The sequence below is a fragment of the Flavobacterium sp. LK-23 genome (assembly GCF_058135255.1).
Window position 1 is genome coordinate 125953 of the sequence record NZ_JBYUVT010000012.1, and the last position, 21235, is coordinate 147187.

Consider the following 21235-nt stretch of genomic DNA (forward strand, 5'->3'; position numbering starts at 1 on the left):
CAGTACCTTAGGTTAGCATTCCTCCGCAAACATTAAGAACTTGTCCTGTAATGTAAGCACTCATGTCTGAAGCTAAGAAAAGACAAGCGTTAGCAACGTCTTCTGTAGTTCCTCCGCGTTTCAACGGAATACCTTCTCTCCATCCTTTTACTACATCTTCGCTTAATTTTGCAGTCATTTCAGTTTCGATAAAACCTGGAGCAATTGCATTGCAACGAATATTACGAGAACCTAACTCAAGAGCTACAGATTTAGTAAATCCGATTGCACCTGCTTTAGAAGCTGCATAATTTGTTTGACCTGCGTTTCCAGAAACTCCAACAACAGAACTAATATTAATGATAGATCCTGCTCTTTGTTTCAAGAAAGTTTTCTGAATCGCTTTTGTCATATTAAAAACCGATTTCAAATTCACATCAATTACTTGGTCAAAATCTGCCTCAGACATACGCATTAACAAATTGTCTTTTGTAATTCCAGCGTTGTTGATTAAGATGTCAACAGTTCCAAAATCTGCTAAAACAGCATCAACAAAAGTCTGCGCTTCGTTAAAATCTGCTGCATTAGATTGGTATCCTTTAGCTTTTACTCCTAAAGCATTTAATTCTGCTTCTAAAGCTTCTGCAGATGCTGCAGATGAGCTGTATGTAAAAGCAACATTTGCTCCATGTTTAGCAAAAACTTCAGCAATTCCTTTTCCAATTCCACGGCTTGCACCAGTAATAATTGCAACTTTTCCTTCTAGTAATTTCATATTCAAAATTAATGTTAATATTTCTTTACAGCTTGTGCCATTACTTATTTGCATTTTCTGCTAAAAAAGAAAATTCCATAAGTTTTACCTACGCTATAAATGACTTGTCAAATATATAATATTTCCCTTTTTAAAAAAAATAGCATTAGTGTAATTTATAAATAAGAGCTTTTCTTTAGCATAAAACAAAAAACCGTTTCAATTTGAAACGGCTTTATTACTTAAAGTTTACCTAGTAATATAATTAAGGCAAATCAAATTCTGGAGCTGGAATAATCTCAACTGGCTGATCAATACAAGGATGAATGTATTGCCCCATTACGGCTCCATCTCCTGTTTGACAATCCCAAGTTAAATCACCAGCTTTAATACTTCTTTGCTCTTCGCGGTTCAAAATCTCAACCCCTTGAAAATTTAAAATTGATTTTAACATAATTATTGTTCTTTGGTTTTTTGGTAAACTCAATCCGTTAATGTCTGTTGAGTTTTCAGACATGAAAAATTAATTTCAGCTTTAAATATAAGAAAAAAAGTATAATATTTTTACATAAAGAAAGATTAAACTTAAAAAACAAAAACAGCTCATAAAATGAGCTGTTTCCCCAAAATAAAAAAACAAAACTAAAAATCTTCAATATGATTGTGCCGCATTTTTAAAGATGCAGTTGGTATCACTATTATATTTTTACAGCCTTAAAACTTATTGGCAATATTTATTCGTCTTTATCTTCATTAATCTTATCCATGACTACACATGCAATCGCAATTATTATTGACAGATACAAATAAGGTCTTAAATATGGATAATAATATTCATTTACAATCAGCAGTCCTATTAGCCAAAAGAATATTGCTATTGTTGCTGGTGTAATTATTTTTTTAATCATAATATCTATAAATTAAGAAGTTATATACTTGATTCAGAAATTATGCTGGATAAAAGCAGCTCAAAAAAATAAGCTGCTCTTTAAAATTAATTAAGTTTCCAAGTTGTCATTCTAAATGGGCTTGACGCGCTTGTAAATGTATAAACCGGATCTGCGTAGAATAATCTGAAAGTTTCTGCTTTTACATAAATTCCTTGCGGATCCATGAAGTATTTATCTATACTTGCCAAGAAGAATGGTGTCGCTACGGTAGTATTTCCGTTCCATGATTTATGTTTCAAAATCATTTTCTTACCTGCTGCGTCTTCTTCAATAGTAACATGATGCTGTAAAGGAGATCTTCCGACAAAAGTGTAATAGATAAAAGTTCCAATAGCATGATTGCTATAGATTTCAATAGATGCGATGCTTTGTCCTGCCGGCAACGATGCGTTTACTTTTGCTAGTTCAGCGTAAAATAACGGTGAGTTTGCAGGAGAATCGATTGTGTAATCGTCTACAAAGAATCCAAACCAAGCTAATGGTTTACCTGGAAGCAATAATTTATAATCGTCTGTAAGAACTAGCGGTTTATCAGTATACTTTATAACTGCAGATACGCCACCTGTTCCTGTTGCAGTAAAGCTTCCATCAGTATCGTTATAAACAAAATTTGATAATTTTTGCCCGCCTACTTCAACTGCAGGACTTACTACAATTCCTGTTGGAGAATATCCTATTCCCATGTCGTAGCTTACAGAGTAACCGTTTTCAATCGAATTTGAGTTTGCAAAACGCGTTACTGCCGTAAATGAAAAATCGAATTTATGTGTAGTCGTACCATCATTTGTTTCTAATAGTCTAAAAAGTGGTCTTTCTTCTCCTCCAATAACATTCTTTTCCATCAGAAGATTTTTAGGCAATTCTGTCCAATCTTCTGCCGTTGCTTTTACAAAACGTAATTCCTGATTACTTCTGTTGGTTCTAAAAATGATTTCTCCATTTTCTTGTCCATAGTACAAAAATTGAAAATCTCCTAAATAACCTTTTGCTCGCAATGCTGGAATGGGATAATTGTCTGAATCTGACAAAAGATGAATTCTATTTTTTGTCGTAAAAGTTAAACTCACCGTGCTTCCTACTTGAATCGCGTATTCACTTTTATAGGTAGCTGTATCAGTATCAAAATCTGATGCCATTTGTACAGTTCCATCGTCTGCAAATCTAAATAAATGGGTATATCCTCCTAAAACGGTATTATCTGTAAAATAAACCGCTTTCCACCCGTATTGAGATGAAAGCAATGCTTCGCTTAACTCTGTTTTTTGCTTATTTAATCGAGCGGTAGGCGTATCATTAAAAAGTTGTTCTGCATCTGTATTATTATTACAGGCGATCAATTGCAGTATTAAAACAGCTGCAAATAAGTACTTATATAGTTGTTTCATTTTCATAATGCTTGTTTTAATTTATTACAGATGTTGTATTCTTTTCTGCTTCGTCTCTTAAAGCATAAAAATCCATATTGAATGCTTCTTTGAAATACTTAACCACAATAGCTTCTTTTGATTTTAAAGCCTGAAGAGCAAAAGGATTTTCAATACCATCCAAAAATGCCGCGTATTCTGCTTTTGTATAAATTAGAATCATTGCTGCAGTTTCTGCAAAATCTTCGTTAATATTTGATCTTGCATAACTTGTAATAAATCCAAGCTCATTTGATTCTTCAATTTCAAAATTGTACCAATCTGCAGTATAACCTCCCGGTGTAAGCGTTTTCCAAGTTTTTTCGTCAAAAGGTTTGTTCTGATTTAAAATATGGATGTATTCGTGCTGAATTGTATGTATAAATTGTGCTACGTTTTCGCGATCCGATTTATCGATATAATCTGTTTCAAACAAAGTAACTCTCTGTCCTCCTTCGGCCAAACCTAAAGTTTTGGTTCCAACACTATTTAAATTAACTCCTCCAACCAAAACAATTTCTCTTGGAGCAATTTTCTTTACAAAATCTGGACCTCCAATTGCGGCATAACTTTTTAGCCAAATGGTTTCCACTATTTCAAGAGCCGGTTTTACTTTATTAACGTCTGGCGGAAATAAATAACGACTGTTGTCTACCGTATTTTGGTTCCATTTATACTGAACATTAATGTTGTATGAATTTAAATAAGTTGCATCAATCCAATTATCTAAACTTGTTTTCTCTGGTTGTGTAAAATCTAATTGGCTTTCTCCAGGCAAGTCATCACTTCCACATGAAAATAGAGTTATCGAAACTAGAGCTAAAACCGCAATTTTATTATATTTTAATAATTTCATAATTTTCATTTTTAAGATTATCTAGGATTTAGTTCGATACCAGTACTTGAAGCGTGCAACGGAATTTGCAATGCTCTTCTGTTATCGTCTTTTACTAAAATATTAGCTGGCTTGTTTGATGTCTCATGTCTAACCACTAGGTTAAAACGTTTAATATCAAACCATCTAAGTCCTTCGTGTATAAAATCTCTTCTTCTTGTTTCTGCAATTGCTTTTACATAAGAGGTCTGTACTGGAGTCATTGTATAGAATGGCGTATATTCGTCTGCAATTACAGGGAATTTAGCCACTACTCTAGCCTCAGTCAATTTATCTGTTGTCGGATTGTATGTTGGAGTTCTTGTCGCTAAGAAATATTCTAATTCTCCAGTAGCCGTAGCAATATCTCCTTTCATTACATGCGCTTCGATTCTGTTTAAGAAAAACTCATCGTTACTTAATAATACTTCAGCAACATAAGGATCTCCAATTCCAGCTGTTACGTTAGAATATTTAAAGTATTCATAAAACTTAGGCAAGAACAATGTGATACTTCCGTTTGAAGAATAGAAATTATAATAATACGCTTTTCCGAAAAGATTTGTGCTTGTTCCAAAGATTTCTGGACGGCGTAAACCTGATAAATTAAAACGATTTAAATGGTATACTCTACTTACGATCGTATTTGCAGAAACGATCAAAAGATTGGTTCCAACATCACTAGCTCCGTATTTTAACTGTTGATCTTCTACACTTAAAGGTTCGTAAACTGAAAAATCTCTTATTGCTGAAGGTCTAGATCCTAAGTCATCAGACAATTCAATTACTCTATCCCAATTTCCTTTTACCAAATAAAATCTGCTTGCAAAAGCTTTTGAAGCCGCTACATTAAAGTGAAATTTTGGTTCTTTATAATCGTTTGTCACGTATTTTAAACCTTCTTCAATATCTTTTTCAAGAAAAGCATATACTTCGGCAAGTGTGTTTCTTTTGTATTTTGTTATCAATTCCGTTTCTGGTTTTGTTACATAAGGAACCCCTAAATCTGTATCGGCAGTTGCTGGATTGTAACGTTTTGACCATAATGAAACCAGCATAAAATGCGAATACGCTCTCGCCATCAAAGCTTCACCTTTTTGCGGATTTAAGCTTGCCGGACTCCCCAACTCTTCTATTGCTTCTAAAGCTTTGTTTGCATGTGCAATTGCTTTATAACAAGCATCCCAGTAATAAGCCTGAGTATCAATATCAGTTGCATCTGTATTAATTTCCCAATTGTAATTTTGCTCATTCCTAATAATCGTAGTTGGTAATCCGCTATCAAAAACATTATCAGACATAGTTTCAGCAATCTCGAAATAACTCATTTGAGGATAGGCTTCTACTAATAATTCTTTTATTTTTTCTGGCGTATCAATTTCTGTTCTATTATCTGGTTTCTCCGACAAGAAATCATCGCAGCTAGTAATACAAATAAGTATTAATAGGGATAATGCTATTTTTAAGTTTTTCATGATTTTGACAATTATAATGAAAGGTTTAAAGTAAATGTGTATTGAGTTGTTACAGGAAAAGCAACTCCTCCAGAATTACGAAACTCAGGATCTTGTCCATTTAATCTTTTATCAGAATAAACTAACCAAGGATTTACCGCCGAGCCTTTTAATGTAAAAGTGCTCACACCGATTTTCTTTTTAAAATCAGCAGGAAATTCCCAGCTTAATGATATATTTTTTAATCGGACAAAATCTCCATCTGCAATACGAACATCAGAATAGTTGTATGTATTATAAGCTCTTGCCAAAGTACGGTCTCCGCCATAATTAGCATTTAAACGTCTGTCTGCAATAACTGGAACATTGGTGTAATTTTCATCACCAGGATTAATCCAACGGTTTGTAAAGTCTTTTGTAAATACCGTCAAATCATCGTAAGTACTATCGTATACAGGATTTAAACGAACTTTATTTCCTCCCGAACCTACAAAGAATATGTACAGAGACAAGTTTTTGTATGTAAATGTATTGGCAAAACCAAATGATTTATTAGGCTCGATTGAACCTTCATATTTTAAATATTTAGTAACATTTAAATTATCCTGAAAATTAGCATCTGTAATATTATTCTCTGCTCCATCTTGCAATATAAACGTAGGAAGACCTTGGTTGTTTAAACCTGTAAATTGGTAAGAGTATAATGAATTTCTTGGGTGTCCAACCGTATTTCCTCCGTTTGAATCAACTAAATCGAATGCCGTTGGCGTGTTCTGCAATTTTGTAATCTCTTGATGATAAACAGAAAAATTAAGATTTGTAGACCATTTAAAATCTTTACCATTAATGTTTTTAGTTGTAATACCAACCTCCAAACCTTTAGTCTCCATATCGGCATTGTTACCTTGTCTAATTCTTTGTCCACCAATACCAGAAGTAATTACATAATCTACAAGATCAAAAGCTTTACGACGGTAAACGTCTGTTGTCAGCTGCACTCTGTTATTAAACATTCCAAGATCAAGTCCGATATTAGTTTCAAACTGTTTTTCCCAAGTTAAATTTCCGTTTTGAAGCTCTTCAATTCTAATTCCTGATTCTCTATCATCAAGTCCGAAACGATCTGTAATGGCACTTTTGTAAATCGCCAAAGAGTTTGTTGCCGGTCCTGCAGTAGCTGTTAAACCATATGATGCTCTTACTGCTAAAGTATTTACTGATTGCACATCTTTCATGAAGCCTTCTTCAGCCACATTCCATTTTCCACTAAAAGTATAAGTTGGCAGCCATCTTGAAGAATCGCTATCACCTTGTCTATTAGAACCATCATAACGTCCTGTAACAGAAGCTGTATAACGTCTATCATAAGTATAACCTACTTTACCAAAGAAACCAACTGTTCTTTCTTTTTCTTCATTAAAACCGTAGTATGAATCTCCAGCATTAATTATTTTTTCAATAATTCTCGGATCTGTAAAAGCAGTTAAACCACGATCATATTGCAAACCTGCAGCTGTAAATTGATCACTAGTTCTATCCACAACTCTCATTTCAGTTCCAAACAAGCCTTCTACTTCGTGCTTGTCGCTAAATATATTTCTGTAGCTAACACTATTTCTTAAATTGTAAGATGTCATGTCGTTTGTAAACTTTCTTAAGAATCCTCCATTTGGCAAAACCGATTCTTTTGGAGCTGTTAAATCGTTTGGATCTTGGTATAAAAAGATATTCTGATCTCTAACCAATGTGTTTACCCCATCTTCTCCAATTGCTGTTCCTGCTCTGTATGCACCAACAACGTTTGAACCTTCTAAAATTTTATGCTCACGGCTTGTATTAGCATAACGAGCTGAACCCGTTAAATTATAAGTTAAATGCGGATTAATTTTATAATCTAAATCCAATTGAAAACGAATGTCTTTTACCTCAATTTCCATGAAGTTGTTAGCCAATTCGTTTACGATGTTCATTTTAGCCCAGTTATTTCGGTAGTATTCCAAATTTCCATTATCGTCATACGGACGTAAAGTTCTACTTGTATTCAACACATAATTAAAAGGGTTGATATCAAAATCACGAGTTACTTTACCAAAAACAACATCTTTTTCACTTTCATAACTTCCTGGAGCACCTTGATCTCTAATAGATGCCAATGTAGATAAAGTTATATTTAATTTATCGTTTACATAAAAAGTACCTTTAATGTTGCTAGAAATCTGTTTTACATCATCTGCAATAGTCCATCCTGGATCTGTGTAATAGCCCAATGAAGCATAAAATGTATTGTTTTTGCCTCCACCAGAAAAACTTAAAGAGTGATTTTGCGTAATAGACGGCCTAAACAAAACGCTGAACCAATCTGTATTGGCTTGTTCGTATTTCTTCAAAAAATTATTACGGCTAACAGGATCATTATTAACCAAATAAGTTCCAGTTTCAGGATTGTAAGTATTTATAGCTCTTCCTAAAATATTGTAAGCGCCTCCATATCTTCCGTTTACAGTAGTTGGCAAGTCCAAATAACCTTTAGCTTCCATTTCTTTGAAAATACTCATAGATTCCTGAGAATTTAAAATATCAAATTGGCTATAATTTGGAACTGTTCTTACGGTCTGCTCCAATCCGTAGCTAATTTTTAACGGAGAATCTCTACGCCCTTGCTTTGTTGTTACAACGACAACTCCATTTAACGATCTTGAACCATAAATTGACGTAGCCGATGCATCTTTAAGAATTTCAATACTTTGAATATCGTTTGCACTTAAGCCTGCTACAGATGAACTTAATAATGTCTCTGAATTTCCAGATGCCAAATCAGCAAAAGACATATTGATAATATCTTCTTGGACAACACCATCAATAACCCATAATGGCTTTGTATCTCCAAAAATTGAAGAAGATCCACGAACGGTAATTTTAGGAGCTGTACCAAAAGTTCCTGTAACATTCTGTACCGTAACCCCAGCCGCTTTACCTTCGATCATTCGGCTTACGTCAACTACACCATCTATTTTTAATTCGGTGCCCGAAATTTTACTAATAGCACCAGTAAACGTTCTTTTTGAAGTTTTTTCGTATCCAGTAGTAACCACAACCTCTTTTAGGTTCTGACCCGCTTCGGTTAAAACAACTGTTGGAGAAGTATTGTCAATACCAATTTCTTTGGTCTCCATACCTACATAAGAAATAAGCAAACGGTCTACATTTGCAGGCATTTCGATTGTAAAATTTCCATCAAAATCTGTTAATACAGCTGTTTTTGTGCCTTTTGCCATTACAGTAGCGCCAGGAAGCGGACTTCCTGATTGGTCTGTAACTTTTCCTTTAATAATGGGTCCAAAAGTTAAAATCTCAAACAAAGAATCATGATTGTTTCCATAAGAAAAAGTATTAATCGTATTCTTTTGAAGGACAATCTGATTGCTTACTTCTGAAAAAGTAATATTAAAAGGAACCAATATTCTGCTAAGCACGCTCGACAGAGTTTCTTGGTTTGCTTCTATACTAACCTTCTCTCCTAATTGAGGAAGTCTTGAGTTATAGGAAAATTTTACATGAGCAGACTTTTCGATTTTTGATAAAGCATTGTCTAAAGTTAAATTATCAACTGTAATAGTAACTTTAGTATCTAATTTTTTCTGCCCATTTACATTATTTGCGAGAGTAACACTTGAAAACACAAGCGCTAACACAAACTGAAACAGCGTTATTTTCATGATTTGGTGAAGTAATCGTTGCTTGACAACAGGTTTTTTCATAATTTTGGTTTGTTTTGATTAATACTATTCGCGTGTATTTTAAGAAACATCATAAATTACCCTTTACAGAGAGTGATTTATTCAGATTTAAGTGTCGATAATGTTACAGCATTCTCGGCACTTTTTTTATGCATTCATTTTTTACATAGGCAATTACAAATTATTTTTTAGTTTTTGATTAGTTAAAATTTTGGATGTTTTTCTTTTATTTTAATTGAATCAAGAATTCTAGTTACAGCCAGAAGTCGTAATTACAATCTGATTTCCATTCATTTCATAATTGGTATCATTGCCGATGCTTTTGCAGATTATTTTCAGCTTTTCGGCTAACGGCTGATCGCTTAATGAAGTGGTTAATCGGCAGTCTTTCAATTTATCGTGAGGAAAATCAATATCTACTAAATAAGCCTGCTCTATAGTTTCAAGAATTTGTGCAACAGGAATATCTGTAAACTCAAAGCTTAATTGCTCGATATTTCGAACACTGCTTACTAAAATAGGGTCTTGCGTAATATTGGTTATTTTATTAAAAACCAATTCTTTACGAGCAAATCGAAGCGCCTGATTTGGAAGCAGTACAATTTCTTTATTTTCGTTACTTCGAACTAAATCATTCGATTTTACCTTTACTTTACCGGTGCGAACAAGAACTTCAACATTTTGCTGATCTGGATAAGCCTTTATTCTAAAGCTTGTTCCCACAACTCGAGTTACAATTTCGTTAGCATAAACAAAAAAAGGCTTTTTAGGATTTTTACTAATTTCAAAGAAACCTTCGCCGGATAAATACACCTTTCTTTCGTTTCCGGTAAAGATTTTAGGGTAACTTAATTTACTATTGGGCTGTAATAAGACCGAACTTCCATCAGATAAAGTAATGGTCTGAGATTTTTCAGTATTGTTGGTTTGTTCTACTAAACCTTCATTGTTTTCTTGAACCAGTTCGTTGTAAGTAACTTCATTATCATTTGCGGTCAATTCAGTTCTAAAAAACCATACAGAAAAAATACCAACTAGAATAGCTGCAGCAACACCGCTAATCCAGTATCTCTGTACTTTTAATTTTTTTATTTTTGAGGTTTGCTGAGAAAGTTCTTCTCTTTGTTCAATCTTACGCCAAGTTTCCTGTAAGGCTTCATGAACTTCATTTGAAGATAAGTTAGATTCTGGAACTCGCATTGCCAACAGTACAAGCCTTGCATCTTCAACAAGTTTGGCTCTTTGAAGATTTTCGAGAGTCCATTCTTCCCAGCCTTGTTCATCAATCTTGGACAAAATCCATAATTGAAAAGATTCATCAGCTAAGAAGTCTTCTATTTCGGTATAATTGTTACGTTTTTGCATCTCACTATTAGGGTTACAAAAACATAGAGGACAGTTTTTTTATTATATACTCATCTATTTAAGATTTTTTTTTGATTTTTTCTTAAATTTTTAAAAAACCCCTGAAGATATAAGGATTAAAAGCGGAATACTGCCTTTCCATTCTTTTCGAAGACTTAACAAACCACGATGCAAAAGATTGCTGGCCGATTGATAATTTACATCTAACAAATCGGCTATTTGATCTACACTTAGACCTTGGTGATAACGCAGATACAGTGCTTCTTTTTGACGGCCAGGAAGATCGTTCAACAATTTATTTAAATACAAAACGCGCTCGGCTGTAACTTCATCTTCAACCAAACGGTTTTCTATAGAAAAGTCAAAAAGAAATTCTAAAACATCTGTCGTCGTTGTTTTCCTAAATACATGATCCCTTTCATGCAAACGCGCAATTCGCTTTCTAACACTAGAAAGCAAATAAGCTTTAACAATAACATTATCTTGAAGAGAGTCGCGATAAAGCCAGATATCAGCAAAAACATCTTGCATACAATCTTGCACTTTCTCTTCATACGGACAAAGTGAATTGCCGTAGCTGATTAAGTCTCTATAATATTTTTCAAAAAGTAAAGAAAATGATTTCTCATTACCATTTTTCAAATTATTCCATAGAATAAAATCGTCTAAAACTTTGTTCTTTAAAATTTGGCTCATACAAAAAAGCTTTGGGGCGTAAAATCAAATTATTTAAGGTAAATTTCTTTAAATAACAGATTAATTACAGGGATTAAATTGTATACTAAATTTGATTTTTTTCTAGAATTAAAACTAACCTATAAAACGCTTAATTAACAAAAATTAAACAAGTATTTTACATGCCAACTCATTTTAAGAGCTTCTAAAAGAATCAAATTTTAACATTATTTTTTGTTTTTGTTTGATAAATATAGAAAAGTCAATAATCAAAAACCAACTTATTACAAAAAAAGATAAACTTTTTCCAAAATCATCAGAATTTACCTTTTGTTTTTGATTAAACTTAAATTTACTATAATTTAAATTTTAATTAACTAAATTATGTTCAAGTAAAATTTCAAACAAAAAAAGTCTTACACAGTAAGACTTTTATAATAAACCAAAATATAAGTTTTAAATCTTAATAAATTTAGTTGCCGATTTTCCGGTTGCGGTTTTGATTTGAAGAATATACTGCCCAGATTGAAATTTCGAAACATCAATTTTTGAAATATTATGAGCATTCGGAATTACTTGAATTAGTTGTCCTAATACATTGTAAACATACATTGACTGTATTTCAATAGAATCTTTCGAGTCTATTTGTAGATAATTGCGAACTGGATTTGGGTAAATATTAAAAGAAGATGAAAGTTCAAAATCTTGTCTTCCCAAAGTTTTAAATGTTGAGGTTTCTTTATTTGTTAGAACCGGAAAATTATAATCAAAATAGATATTAGCTTCGTTTTCAAAAGAATCGCCCACATTTAAAGTTGGCAGAGTTTTAATTTTAAAAGCAATATAACCATCATTATTTGCATCATCAAAAGGAAGGTCTATTTTTTCGAAAATAAACTCGACTTTATTTCCATCAGAAATTTTGGTTGTATACGAATGACTTGCACTAGTAGGAACTAACGTCGAAACATCAAATTTCGAAGTATCAATTATATCCTTAATTACTACATTTTCAGCTTTGTAAGTTCCTGTATTTTCAAAACGAATTAGATAATGAACATATTCACCAATAAGTTCAGGTTTAATGACTTTTCCTTCTAAACAAGTTTTATCATTTGGATCATAAGAACCTACGACTGTTTGATTCAATTCAAAAAGATTATCACCTGGTGTTTCATCTGATACTGACGAACTAATTGCAACACTGTATTTCAATACATCTCCGTTATTTACTGCTGGAGTTTCAATCGGAGAATTGACATTTAAAACCAATTCAATCTCTCTGTTTTCAAAAGGTTTAAGATTTAAAAAATTCCAAACTATTTTATTAGAAGTTTGATTCGAAATTCCAAAATTTGAAGAAACAAAATCCAAAGTTGCATCATCAAAATTAAAAGTTATTGTTCCTGACTGAACAGCAGTTCCTTTATTTTTATAAACCAATTTATATTTTACATCAAAACCTGGTCTTGCAACGTCAATTGGAAGTATTGCAATTTCTAAATCATTAAAAGAACCTTTAGCATTAAGGCAAAAATCCTGTAGAATCGGACTTGAAGCTGAGGGAAAATCTACTTGAATTTCGGATGGCGAAATAGAAAAATAACTCGGATTTTCAAAAACTGGCTCAATTTTATAGTTTCCCGCTCGAACTTTCATATTATACTTTCCCGATTCGTTACTTACAAAATATCCAGATTTCAATCCATCATCAATTTTGAACTTTAAGAATGAAGCAGGAATATCCAAAACATCACAACCATCATTATTCAAATCGATTCTATTTGTTCCTTGAATTGAAGAACTCTCACCTCCTATATCAAAAGTACAATACGAATTGACGTTACAATCTGTATTACCTTCATTTACAAGCATATTTTGAACATCTAACATCTGATCATCATCTACGCAAATATATTTTAACTTAGGATTATTTGAAAAATTCAAATTCGGCTCAATGCTCCCATTTTTCAAAAATACTCTTTCTAATAATGGATTTTCACCGCAATAAAAATTTTGCAATTTACTAGATTTTGTCGCATCAATCTCTGTTAACAAATTTCCAAAACAATTTAAAAATGTTAGATCAGGTACTTCCGGTAAATCTAATTTATCAATTTCATTATTATAGCAATCCAAATATTGAAGTTTTCCAAGCCCTTTCAAATCTAACTTTGTTATTTTATTAGACGTACAGAATAATTCTAAAAGACCAGACAAATGACTTACATCTACGTTATCCAAAAAATTATGATCATAACCTAACTGCCATAATTTGTCAGTAACAGGCAATTTCAAACTAGTAAGTTTATTATTATCACAATGCAATGTTTTCATGTTAATTGAACTGCTTAAATCCAGTTCAACTAATTCATTATAACCGCAAAACAAATTTTCAAGTTTAGAAAAACTGCTTAAATCTAAATTTGATATTTTATTCTTATAAAATCCTAAATTTAGTAAATCAGGGCATTGGGTAAGATCAAGTGAGGTAATCATGTTTTCGCTACATTGTAGATTTTGCAAACTTGGTACCCCATTCAAATTTAATTCTGTTAATTTATTGGTCCAGCAAGAAATAGTATTAAGTTTGGTTAGCTGTTGTACATTTAAATTTATCAAATTGTTTCTATCACAGGAAATTACTTGAAGATTATGTAAACTTGTCAAATCTAATGTTACTATTTCATTATCAGAACATTCTAAAAAAAATAAATTTTTAAAACCTTGAATCCCTTCCAAAGATGATATGCCGCTTTGTCGAATATCTAATGATGAAATTAATAATGCTTCAGACTCTTGGATTTCTCCGTCATTATTTTTGTCAATTTTTTGCGAAGTGCCATCATCATTCATAGATATCGAATTATCTATATCAGCCTGTAACAGTTTTGCCTTGAAATTAGCATCCGGAAAATTAATTATTTGCGCATTTAAAGAAGAAAAAAGACACAAAGCCAGCAATAGCAAGTAGTTCTTTATCATAGATTTAGTTTATTTTTGGTGTTTAAATATATAAAACCGAAAACTAAAAACCAATAGCTTAATAAAAAAAACCTTACTAATTAATTAGTAAGGTTTTTTGATAATATTAAGATTGAAAGAAACTTAGAAAGCTACATTCCATCTTGGCAATTTACCATTTGCCTCTAAAAAGTTTTGCAAAACCTGTCCTTCAACCGCAGTTGGAATAGCTTTTACATCTGCATTAAAAGTTTCGTACCAAACTACTTCTAACGCTTCGATGTTTTCTAATTTCATTTGAGCTGGCCAAGAATATTTTCTTCCTGTTTTAGCAAATTGGTGTCCGTTTACGATTTTGTCGTAAAGTCCGCCATTTTTACTTTTTAAAGTTCCGTCATTCTGAACAGTTCCTGTAGAACCAACCATGATCAATTCTTTTTCATCACCTTCAACAGCATAAACAACAAAGATTCCTGCACTTCCTTCTGGCGCGTTGCAAGCTTCTTCTAAACTATCATTTACAGTAAAAACAAAACTATTTGTTGACTTAAATTTTTCTAATTCTTTGTACATATTTCTTCTTTAAGCTTCTAAGATACTGAGGTTCTAAGATGCTAAGTTTTTTTTCATTTACGCCTCAGCCATTAAAATGTAAAAAAGTCTCAACAGGATATTGAGACTTTTTTTTTGGAATTTTTTATTTTGAAACTTGAAAATTATCCAAGTACTTCTTTTACTTTTTTACCAATTTCAGCTGGTGAATCAACAACGTGAATTCCGTTGTCTCTCATAATTTGTTTTTTAGCTGCAGCTGTATCATCAGAACCTCCAACGATTGCACCTGCGTGACCCATTGTTCTACCAGCAGGAGCAGTTTCTCCAGCGATAAATCCAATAACTGGTTTACGGTTACCGTCAGCTTTTACCCATCTTGCAGCATCAGCTTCAAGTTGACCACCGATTTCTCCAATCATGATGATAGCTTCAGTTTCTGGATCGTTCATTAATAATTCAACAGCCTCTTTAGTTGTAGTTCCAATAATTGGATCTCCACCAATTCCGATAGCTGTAGTGATTCCTAAACCTTGTTTTACAACTTGGTCAGCAGCCTCATAAGTTAAAGTTCCTGATTTAGAAACGATACCAACTGTTCCTTTTTTGAAAACGAAACCTGGCATAATACCAACTTTAGCTTCACCTGGAGTAATTACACCTGGACAGTTAGGACCAATTAATCTTGAATTTCTTTCTTTAACATAATTATTTGCTTTAATCATATCTGCTACAGGAATTCCTTCTGTAATAGCAATAATTACTTTAATTCCAGCATCAGCAGCTTCCATAATTGCATCAGCAGCAAAAGCTGGCGGAACAAAAATGATAGAAGTATCAGCACCAGCTTGGTCAACAGCATCTTTTACTGTATTAAAAACTGGACGATCTAAATGGCTAGTACCACCTTTTCCTGGAGTAACACCTCCAACAACATTAGTACCGTACTCAATCATTTGAGAAGCATGGAAAGTACCTTCGCTTCCTGTAAATCCCTGAACAATTATTTTGGAATCTTTATTAACTAAAACACTCATGATATATATTTTATGTAGTTTTTAAATTTGTGTTGCAAAAATAAGGTTTTGTAATGTATTTTGCCTCTTTTATTGTCAAAAAAATATTAAGAAAATTGACTCATTTGATAACCTCTATAAAGTTTATCATCTTTTATCTGCCAAATGGTTGCAAAATGCGCTAAAAGCATTTCTTCTCTCGGATTCTCGATTGTTTTAACAAAATGAGAGTAACGTACTGATACTAAATCATCTTCGGTAATAATATGGCTAATTCTAACTTTAGAGCGCACATAGGCACGGCTAAGTTCATTGGCCATTTCAACTATCGAATCATAATCCATCTGAATAAAACCTTTACTGCTGTTCCATTCAAGAATAACATCAGGATGCAGATAAATTTTTAAAATTTCGCTATCAATTAAGGCATCTGACTTGTAAAATTTCTGAACAAATTCTTTAATAGACATATTACTTCAATTTACTTAAAATTTCAGGAATCTTCTTAATATTGGCTAATTGTTTCAATTTTTCTCTAGACTCCTCAATTGGAGTACCAAAATATGATTTTCCACCTTCAACTGACTTAGTAACACCCGTCTGCCCCATTACAACGGCTTTTGCACCAATTGTAATACCGCTAGTCGTTCCTACTTGGCCCCATAAGGTTACTTCATCTTCAATAATCACACAGCCTGCAATACCAGTTTGTGAAGCTATTAAACATTTTTTACCAATTACGGTATCATGTCCAACATGCACTTGATTATCTAGTTTTGATCCTGCACCAATTGTTGTATCTCCAGTAACACCTTTATCGATTGTGCACAAAGCTCCGATACCAACGTTATCCTCAATAACAACTCTTCCGCCAGAAACTAACTGATCAAAACCTTCTGGACGTTTCTTATAGTAAAAAGCATCGGCTCCTAAAATAGTTCCCGCATGTATGATTACATTATCTCCAATTACAGTATGATCGTAAATAGAAACATTAGAATGTATTAGACAGTTTTTACCAATTTTCACATTGTTCCCAACAAATGAATTTGGCTGAATCACAGTTCCGTCTCCTATTTCTGCTGATGGCGCAATAGCAACATTGGCAAACTGAAAAGGCTTAAAATGTCTGGTAAGAATATTAAAATCTCTAAAAGGGTCATCTGAGATTAAAAGCGCTTTACCTTCTGGGCATTCTACTTCTTTGTTTATCAAAACAATGGTTGCAGCCGATTGTAAAGCTTTATCATAGTATTTTGGATGGTCCACAAAAACAATATCGCCAGGCTCTACAACGTGTATCTCGTTCATGCCTAAAACTTGAAAGTCTTTGTCTCCAATAAATTTGCAGTTAAGCAAATTGGCAATTTCTTGTAAAGAATGACTCTTTGGAAATTTCATATAGTATAATTAGAAAACTTGTAAATTAGAAAATGAGTCAATTAGAATGTGAATATACAAAATTATGTCGATTCACAGATTATCTAATTGACTCATTGTCAAATTATCTTAATTAAAATAACTATTCTTTAACACGCTCCATGTAAGAACCTGAAGCTGTATCAATTTTAATTTTATCCCCTTCGTTGATAAACAAAGGAACGTTTATGTTTGCTCCAGTTTCTACTGTAGCATTTTTTGTAGCATTTGTAGCAGTATTTCCTTTTACTCCTGGCTCAGCATAAGTAACTTCAAGAATTACAGATGCTGGCATATCTACTGATAATGGCAAATCTGTTTCTGTGTTGATTTGCACCATAACGTTTGTTCCTTCTTTCAACAAATCTGGAGCATCCAAAATGTTTTTGTTTAAAGAAATCTGCTCAAACGTTTCAGCATTCATAAAGTGAAACTCATCACCTTCTGGGTATAAATATTGAAATGTATGCGTTTCAACACGAATAACGTCAATTTTGTGACCTGCTGAAAAAGTATTGTCTAATACTTTACCAGAAGTTAAACTTTTCAATTTTGTTCTTACGAAAGCTGGACCTTTTCCAGGTTTTACGTGAAGAAATTCAATGATTTTATAGATATCGTGATTAAATTTAATGCACAATCCGTTTCTAATATCTGATGTAGATGCCATTTGTTTTTTTATTTTAGATTTTAGAATGTAGATTTTAGATTCTAGACAAAGAATCAATCTTCATTTTTTTTTTATTTTTTATTTTTCAATTATAGCTTAGAAATCTAAAATCAGAAATCTAAACTCTAAAATTAATAGTTACCTGAGTAACCTTTCATAATTCCTCGAGAAGAATTTCTAATAAAATCTAGAATTTCATCTCTTTCTGGAGTCGCTTCCATTTCAGCTTCAATAATACTTAAAGCTTGAGTTGTATTGTAATTCTTTTGATATAAAATTCTATAGATTTCCTGAATTTCTCTAATCTTTTCAGTAGTAAAACCTCTTCTTCTTAAACCAACAGAATTGATTCCAACATAAGACAACGGCTCTTTTGCCGCTTTTGTAAACGGAGGAACGTCTTTTCTAACCAATGACCCTCCAGAAATCATGGCATGATCTCCAATATGGATAAACTGGTGAATTGCAGCTAAACCTCCAATAACAGCATGATTACCAACCACTACGTGTCCAGCTAATGCCACACCATTTACAATAATTGCATTATTTCCAATCTCACAATCGTGCGCGATGTGAGCATAAGCCATTACTAAACAATTATTACCAATTACAGTCTGACCAGAAGCAATTGTTCCTCTATTTATAGTTACACATTCTCTAATAGTACAATTATCACCGATAATAGCAAGAGAATCTTCACCTCCGAATTTTAAATCTTGTGGCACCGCAGAAATTACAGCTCCTGGAAAAATGTTACAGTTTTTTCCAATTCGAGCACCTTCCATAATGGTGACGTTTGAACCAATCCAAGTACCATCACCAATAACAACATTATTGTGAATTGTTGTAAATGGCTCTATTACAACGTTTTTAGCGATTTTCGCGCCTGGATGAACATATGCTAATGGTTGATTCATCTGTATGTTTTATATTTTTAATTAAAATATTCTAATTTGAAGCAACAAACCTAAACAATAAATTTGATAATTTATTATTGTTTTCTTGCTATTTGTGCCATTAATTCTGCCTCCGTTACTAATTTTCCATTTGCATAAGCGTTAGCCTGCATATGGCAAATTCCTCTTCTGATAGGAGAAATTAACTCACATTTAAAAATTAAAGTGTCACCTGGCAACACTTTGTGCTTAAATTTAACATTATCAATTTTCATGAAATATGTTAAGTAATTTTCAGGATCTGGAACAGTGCTTAATACTAATATTCCACCTGTTTGTGCCATTGCTTCTACAATTAATACACCTGGCATAACTGGAGCTTCTGGGAAGTGACCTACGAAGAAATTCTCGTTCATCGTAACATTTTTCAATCCTACTACATGACGATCAGACATTTCGATAATTCTGTCGATTAACAAGAATGGTGGTCTGTGAGGTAGCATAGACATGATTTTATGAATATCCATCAATGGTTCTTGATGCAAATCATAAGTAGGAACATGATTTCTCTGCTCTATTTTGATAATTTTTGCTAATTTCTTTGCAAATTGCGTGTTTACAAAATGCCCTGGCTTGTTAGCAATAATTTTTCCTTGAATACGAACTCCGATAAGAGACAAATCTCCAATTACATCAAGAAGTTTATGTCTTGCTGCTTCGTTTGGATAGTGTAAAGTCAAATTATCTAAAACACCATTTGGCTTAACAGAAATCTCTTCTTTACCAAATGCTTTCTTTAAATTCTCCATTGTAGATTCAGAGATTTCTTTATCTACGTATACAATTGCATTGTTTAAATCTCCACCTTTAATAAGTCCGTGCTCTAACAAAGACTCTAATTCGTGCAAGAAGCTAAAAGTTCTAGAGCTTGCAATTTCAGATTTAAAATCTGTTAAACTTTTAAGAGTAGCATTTTGAGTACCTAATACTTTCGTACCAAAATCTACCATAGTAGTAACCTGATATTCGTCGCTTGGCATAACAAGAATTTCGCTTCCTGTTGCTTCGTCTGTAAAAGAGATAACTTCTTTTACTACGTAAACATTACGTTGTGCGTCTTGTTCTTCGATTCCAGCTTTTTCAATAGCTTCAACAAAATATTTTGATGAACCATCCATAATTGGAAGTTCAGAGGCATTCAATTCAATAATAATATTATCCAAATCACAGCCAACCACTGCAGCCAAAACATGTTCTGGTGTTTGAATTTTCACACCAAGTTTCTCAAGATTTGTTCCTCTTTGAGTATTAACAACATAATTAGCATCAGCTTCAATTACCGGTTGACCTTGCAAATCTACTCTTACAAAAGTGAAACCATTATTAACGGGTGCAGGTTTAAAAGTCATTGTAACTTCTTTTCCAGTGTGTAAACCAACTCCTGTTAGCGAAATTTCATTTTTGATGGTCTTCTGTTTAACCATTATTTCCATTTTTTGGGTTTATTATTTGTTTTTTTAATTCTTCAACTTCAGCCACAATTTTAGGCAGATTCTTAAAATGAACGTACGATTTATTAAAATCTGTATATCCAAGAGATGGAGTTCCTTGTAGAACTTCATCATCTTTAATGTTTCTAGCTACACCCGATTGCGCTTGAAGCCTAACATTATTTCCTATTGTTAAATGACCTGCAATACCTACCTGCCCTCCAATCATACAATTCTCTCCAATTTTTGTAGAACCAGCAACACCACTTTGAGCGGCTATCACGGTATTTTTTCCAATTTCTACATTGTGAGCAATCATAATCTGATTGTCTAACTTAACTCCTTTTCTAATTATTGTCGAACCTAGAGTTGCTCTGTCTATTGTCGTGTTAGCGCCAATATCTACATTATCTTCAATAATAACGTTTCCAATTTGCGGCACTTTACTGTATTCGCCATTTTCATTTGGAGCAAAACCAAAACCATCAGCACCAATTATAACGCCAGAGTGAATCGTGCAATTGTTTCCAATTACAGTTTCTGAATAGATTTTTGCACCAGCAAAAATGAATACGTTATCACCAATAGTAACATTGTCGCCAATAAAACTATTTGGATATATTTTCACATTATTACCTAAAACTACATTTTGTCCGATATAACCAAAACTTCCTAAATACAGATTTTCTCCATATTTGGTTCCCTCAGACATAAATGACTGTGGTTCGATTCCTGTTTTGTTTAATTTTACCTGATTATAAAAATGTAAAAGTTTAGAAAACGCCGCATAAGCATCTTCCACTTTAATTAGTGTAGTTGTAATTTCTTGTTCCGGAATAAAGCTATCATTAACAATTGTTACCGTCGCTTTTGTAGTATATATATAATTGATATACTTTGGGTTAGCCAAAAAAGTAAGCGATCCTTCGTCTCCTTCTTCGATTTTAGAAAGCTTAGAAACTTCTGCATTGGGATTCCCAACAACTTCTCCTTCTAAAATTCCTGCTATTTGTTCTGCTGTAAATTTCATCGCGACA

General features: G+C 32.9%; 17 protein-coding genes. All 17 read right to left on the reverse strand.

Annotated features, from left to right (window positions below):
* Positions 1-7: 7 nt before the first annotated feature.
* The 17 genes from fabG to lpxD all read right to left on the reverse strand — a co-directional run bounded on the left by fabG (position 8) and on the right by lpxD (position 21228).
* Positions 8-754 (reverse strand): 3-oxoacyl-[acyl-carrier-protein] reductase, encoded by a 747-nt coding sequence (gene fabG, locus AC3Y25_RS17280; protein ID WP_095929284.1) that lies wholly within the window; start codon positions 752-754, stop codon positions 8-10.
* 244 nt (positions 755-998) lie between these two features.
* On the reverse strand, positions 999-1250 hold the full coding sequence (locus AC3Y25_RS17285; protein ID WP_489903584.1) for a hypothetical protein: 252 nt from the start codon (positions 1248-1250) through the stop codon (positions 999-1001).
* A gap of 477 nt (positions 1251-1727) precedes the next feature.
* Positions 1728-3068: a DUF4302 domain-containing protein gene (locus AC3Y25_RS17290; protein WP_489903585.1), complete on the reverse strand. Its 1341-nt coding sequence runs from the start codon at positions 3066-3068 to the stop codon at positions 1728-1730.
* A gap of 16 nt (positions 3069-3084) precedes the next feature.
* Positions 3085-3942, reverse strand: coding sequence for a substrate import-associated zinc metallohydrolase lipoprotein (locus AC3Y25_RS17295; RefSeq protein WP_489903586.1), 858 nt, complete (start codon positions 3940-3942; stop codon positions 3085-3087).
* Between the two features lie 17 nt (positions 3943-3959).
* Positions 3960-5435 (reverse strand): RagB/SusD family nutrient uptake outer membrane protein, encoded by a 1476-nt coding sequence (locus AC3Y25_RS17300; protein WP_489903587.1) that lies wholly within the window; start codon positions 5433-5435, stop codon positions 3960-3962.
* An 11-nt stretch (positions 5436-5446) separates the two neighbouring features.
* A complete protein-coding gene (locus AC3Y25_RS17305) occupies positions 5447-9172 on the reverse strand; it encodes a SusC/RagA family TonB-linked outer membrane protein (protein WP_489903588.1) in 3726 nt (1241 codons plus the stop codon).
* 228 nt (positions 9173-9400) lie between these two features.
* Positions 9401-10516 (reverse strand): FecR family protein, encoded by a 1116-nt coding sequence (locus AC3Y25_RS17310; protein ID WP_379800963.1) that lies wholly within the window; start codon positions 10514-10516, stop codon positions 9401-9403.
* A gap of 90 nt (positions 10517-10606) precedes the next feature.
* Positions 10607-11212: an RNA polymerase sigma factor gene (locus tag AC3Y25_RS17315; RefSeq protein WP_489903589.1), complete on the reverse strand. Its 606-nt coding sequence runs from the start codon at positions 11210-11212 to the stop codon at positions 10607-10609.
* Positions 11213-11647: 435 nt separating this feature from the next.
* Positions 11648-14176, reverse strand: a complete 2529-nt coding sequence (locus tag AC3Y25_RS17320; RefSeq protein ID WP_489903590.1) for a DUF7619 domain-containing protein — start codon at positions 14174-14176, stop codon at positions 11648-11650.
* Between the two features lie 123 nt (positions 14177-14299).
* Positions 14300-14728: a hypothetical protein gene (locus AC3Y25_RS17325; protein WP_489903591.1), complete on the reverse strand. Its 429-nt coding sequence runs from the start codon at positions 14726-14728 to the stop codon at positions 14300-14302.
* Positions 14729-14871: 143 nt separating this feature from the next.
* Positions 14872-15744, reverse strand: coding sequence for a succinate--CoA ligase subunit alpha (gene sucD, locus AC3Y25_RS17330; RefSeq protein WP_057118027.1), 873 nt, complete (start codon positions 15742-15744; stop codon positions 14872-14874).
* A gap of 86 nt (positions 15745-15830) precedes the next feature.
* The gene (locus tag AC3Y25_RS17335) at positions 15831-16193 is read right to left on the reverse strand and encodes a nuclear transport factor 2 family protein (RefSeq protein ID WP_489903592.1); all 363 of its coding nucleotides are present in this window, start codon (positions 16191-16193) and stop codon (positions 15831-15833) included.
* A 1-nt stretch (position 16194) separates the two neighbouring features.
* A complete protein-coding gene (locus tag AC3Y25_RS17340) occupies positions 16195-17124 on the reverse strand; it encodes a UDP-3-O-(3-hydroxymyristoyl)glucosamine N-acyltransferase (protein WP_489903593.1) in 930 nt (309 codons plus the stop codon).
* Between the two features lie 121 nt (positions 17125-17245).
* On the reverse strand, positions 17246-17812 hold the full coding sequence (gene efp / locus AC3Y25_RS17345; protein ID WP_095929274.1) for an elongation factor P: 567 nt from the start codon (positions 17810-17812) through the stop codon (positions 17246-17248).
* Between the two features lie 131 nt (positions 17813-17943).
* Entirely contained in the window at positions 17944-18729 is a 786-nt protein-coding gene (gene lpxA, locus AC3Y25_RS17350; RefSeq protein WP_091497682.1) for an acyl-ACP--UDP-N-acetylglucosamine O-acyltransferase, read from the reverse strand.
* A gap of 74 nt (positions 18730-18803) precedes the next feature.
* Positions 18804-20192, reverse strand: a complete 1389-nt coding sequence (locus tag AC3Y25_RS17355) for a bifunctional UDP-3-O-[3-hydroxymyristoyl] N-acetylglucosamine deacetylase/3-hydroxyacyl-ACP dehydratase (protein WP_095929337.1) — start codon at positions 20190-20192, stop codon at positions 18804-18806.
* The gene (lpxD, locus tag AC3Y25_RS17360; RefSeq protein WP_095929273.1) at positions 20185-21228 is read right to left on the reverse strand and encodes a UDP-3-O-(3-hydroxymyristoyl)glucosamine N-acyltransferase; all 1044 of its coding nucleotides are present in this window, start codon (positions 21226-21228) and stop codon (positions 20185-20187) included. Before lpxD ends, AC3Y25_RS17355 begins: the two co-directional genes overlap by 8 nt.
* Positions 21229-21235: the final 7 nt, after the last annotated feature.

Bases quoted from the DNA above. Each gene is read 5' to 3' on its own strand.
- fabG (WP_095929284.1), bottom strand. From the start codon at position 754: ATGAAATTACTAGAAGGAAAAGTTGCAATTATTACTGGTGCAAGCCGT.
- AC3Y25_RS17285 (WP_489903584.1), bottom strand. From the start codon at position 1,250: ATGTCTGAAAACTCAACAGACATTAACGGATTGAGTTTACCAAAAAAC.
- AC3Y25_RS17290 (WP_489903585.1), bottom strand. From the start codon at position 3,068: ATGAAACAACTATATAAGTACTTATTTGCAGCTGTTTTAATACTGCAA.
- AC3Y25_RS17295 (WP_489903586.1), bottom strand. From the start codon at position 3,942: ATGAAATTATTAAAATATAATAAAATTGCGGTTTTAGCTCTAGTTTCG.
- AC3Y25_RS17300 (WP_489903587.1), bottom strand. From the start codon at position 5,435: ATGAAAAACTTAAAAATAGCATTATCCCTATTAATACTTATTTGTATT.
- AC3Y25_RS17305 (WP_489903588.1), bottom strand. From the start codon at position 9,172: ATGAAAAAACCTGTTGTCAAGCAACGATTACTTCACCAAATCATGAAA.
- AC3Y25_RS17310 (WP_379800963.1), bottom strand. From the start codon at position 10,516: ATGCAAAAACGTAACAATTATACCGAAATAGAAGACTTCTTAGCTGAT.
- AC3Y25_RS17315 (WP_489903589.1), bottom strand. From the start codon at position 11,212: ATGAGCCAAATTTTAAAGAACAAAGTTTTAGACGATTTTATTCTATGG.
- AC3Y25_RS17320 (WP_489903590.1), bottom strand. From the start codon at position 14,176: ATGATAAAGAACTACTTGCTATTGCTGGCTTTGTGTCTTTTTTCTTCT.
- AC3Y25_RS17325 (WP_489903591.1), bottom strand. From the start codon at position 14,728: ATGTACAAAGAATTAGAAAAATTTAAGTCAACAAATAGTTTTGTTTTT.
- sucD (WP_057118027.1), bottom strand. From the start codon at position 15,744: ATGAGTGTTTTAGTTAATAAAGATTCCAAAATAATTGTTCAGGGATTT.
- AC3Y25_RS17335 (WP_489903592.1), bottom strand. From the start codon at position 16,193: ATGTCTATTAAAGAATTTGTTCAGAAATTTTACAAGTCAGATGCCTTA.
- AC3Y25_RS17340 (WP_489903593.1), bottom strand. From the start codon at position 17,124: ATGAAATTTCCAAAGAGTCATTCTTTACAAGAAATTGCCAATTTGCTT.
- efp (WP_095929274.1), bottom strand. From the start codon at position 17,812: ATGGCATCTACATCAGATATTAGAAACGGATTGTGCATTAAATTTAAT.
- lpxA (WP_091497682.1), bottom strand. From the start codon at position 18,729: ATGAATCAACCATTAGCATATGTTCATCCAGGCGCGAAAATCGCTAAA.
- AC3Y25_RS17355 (WP_095929337.1), bottom strand. From the start codon at position 20,192: ATGGTTAAACAGAAGACCATCAAAAATGAAATTTCGCTAACAGGAGTT.
- lpxD (WP_095929273.1), bottom strand. From the start codon at position 21,228: ATGAAATTTACAGCAGAACAAATAGCAGGAATTTTAGAAGGAGAAGTT.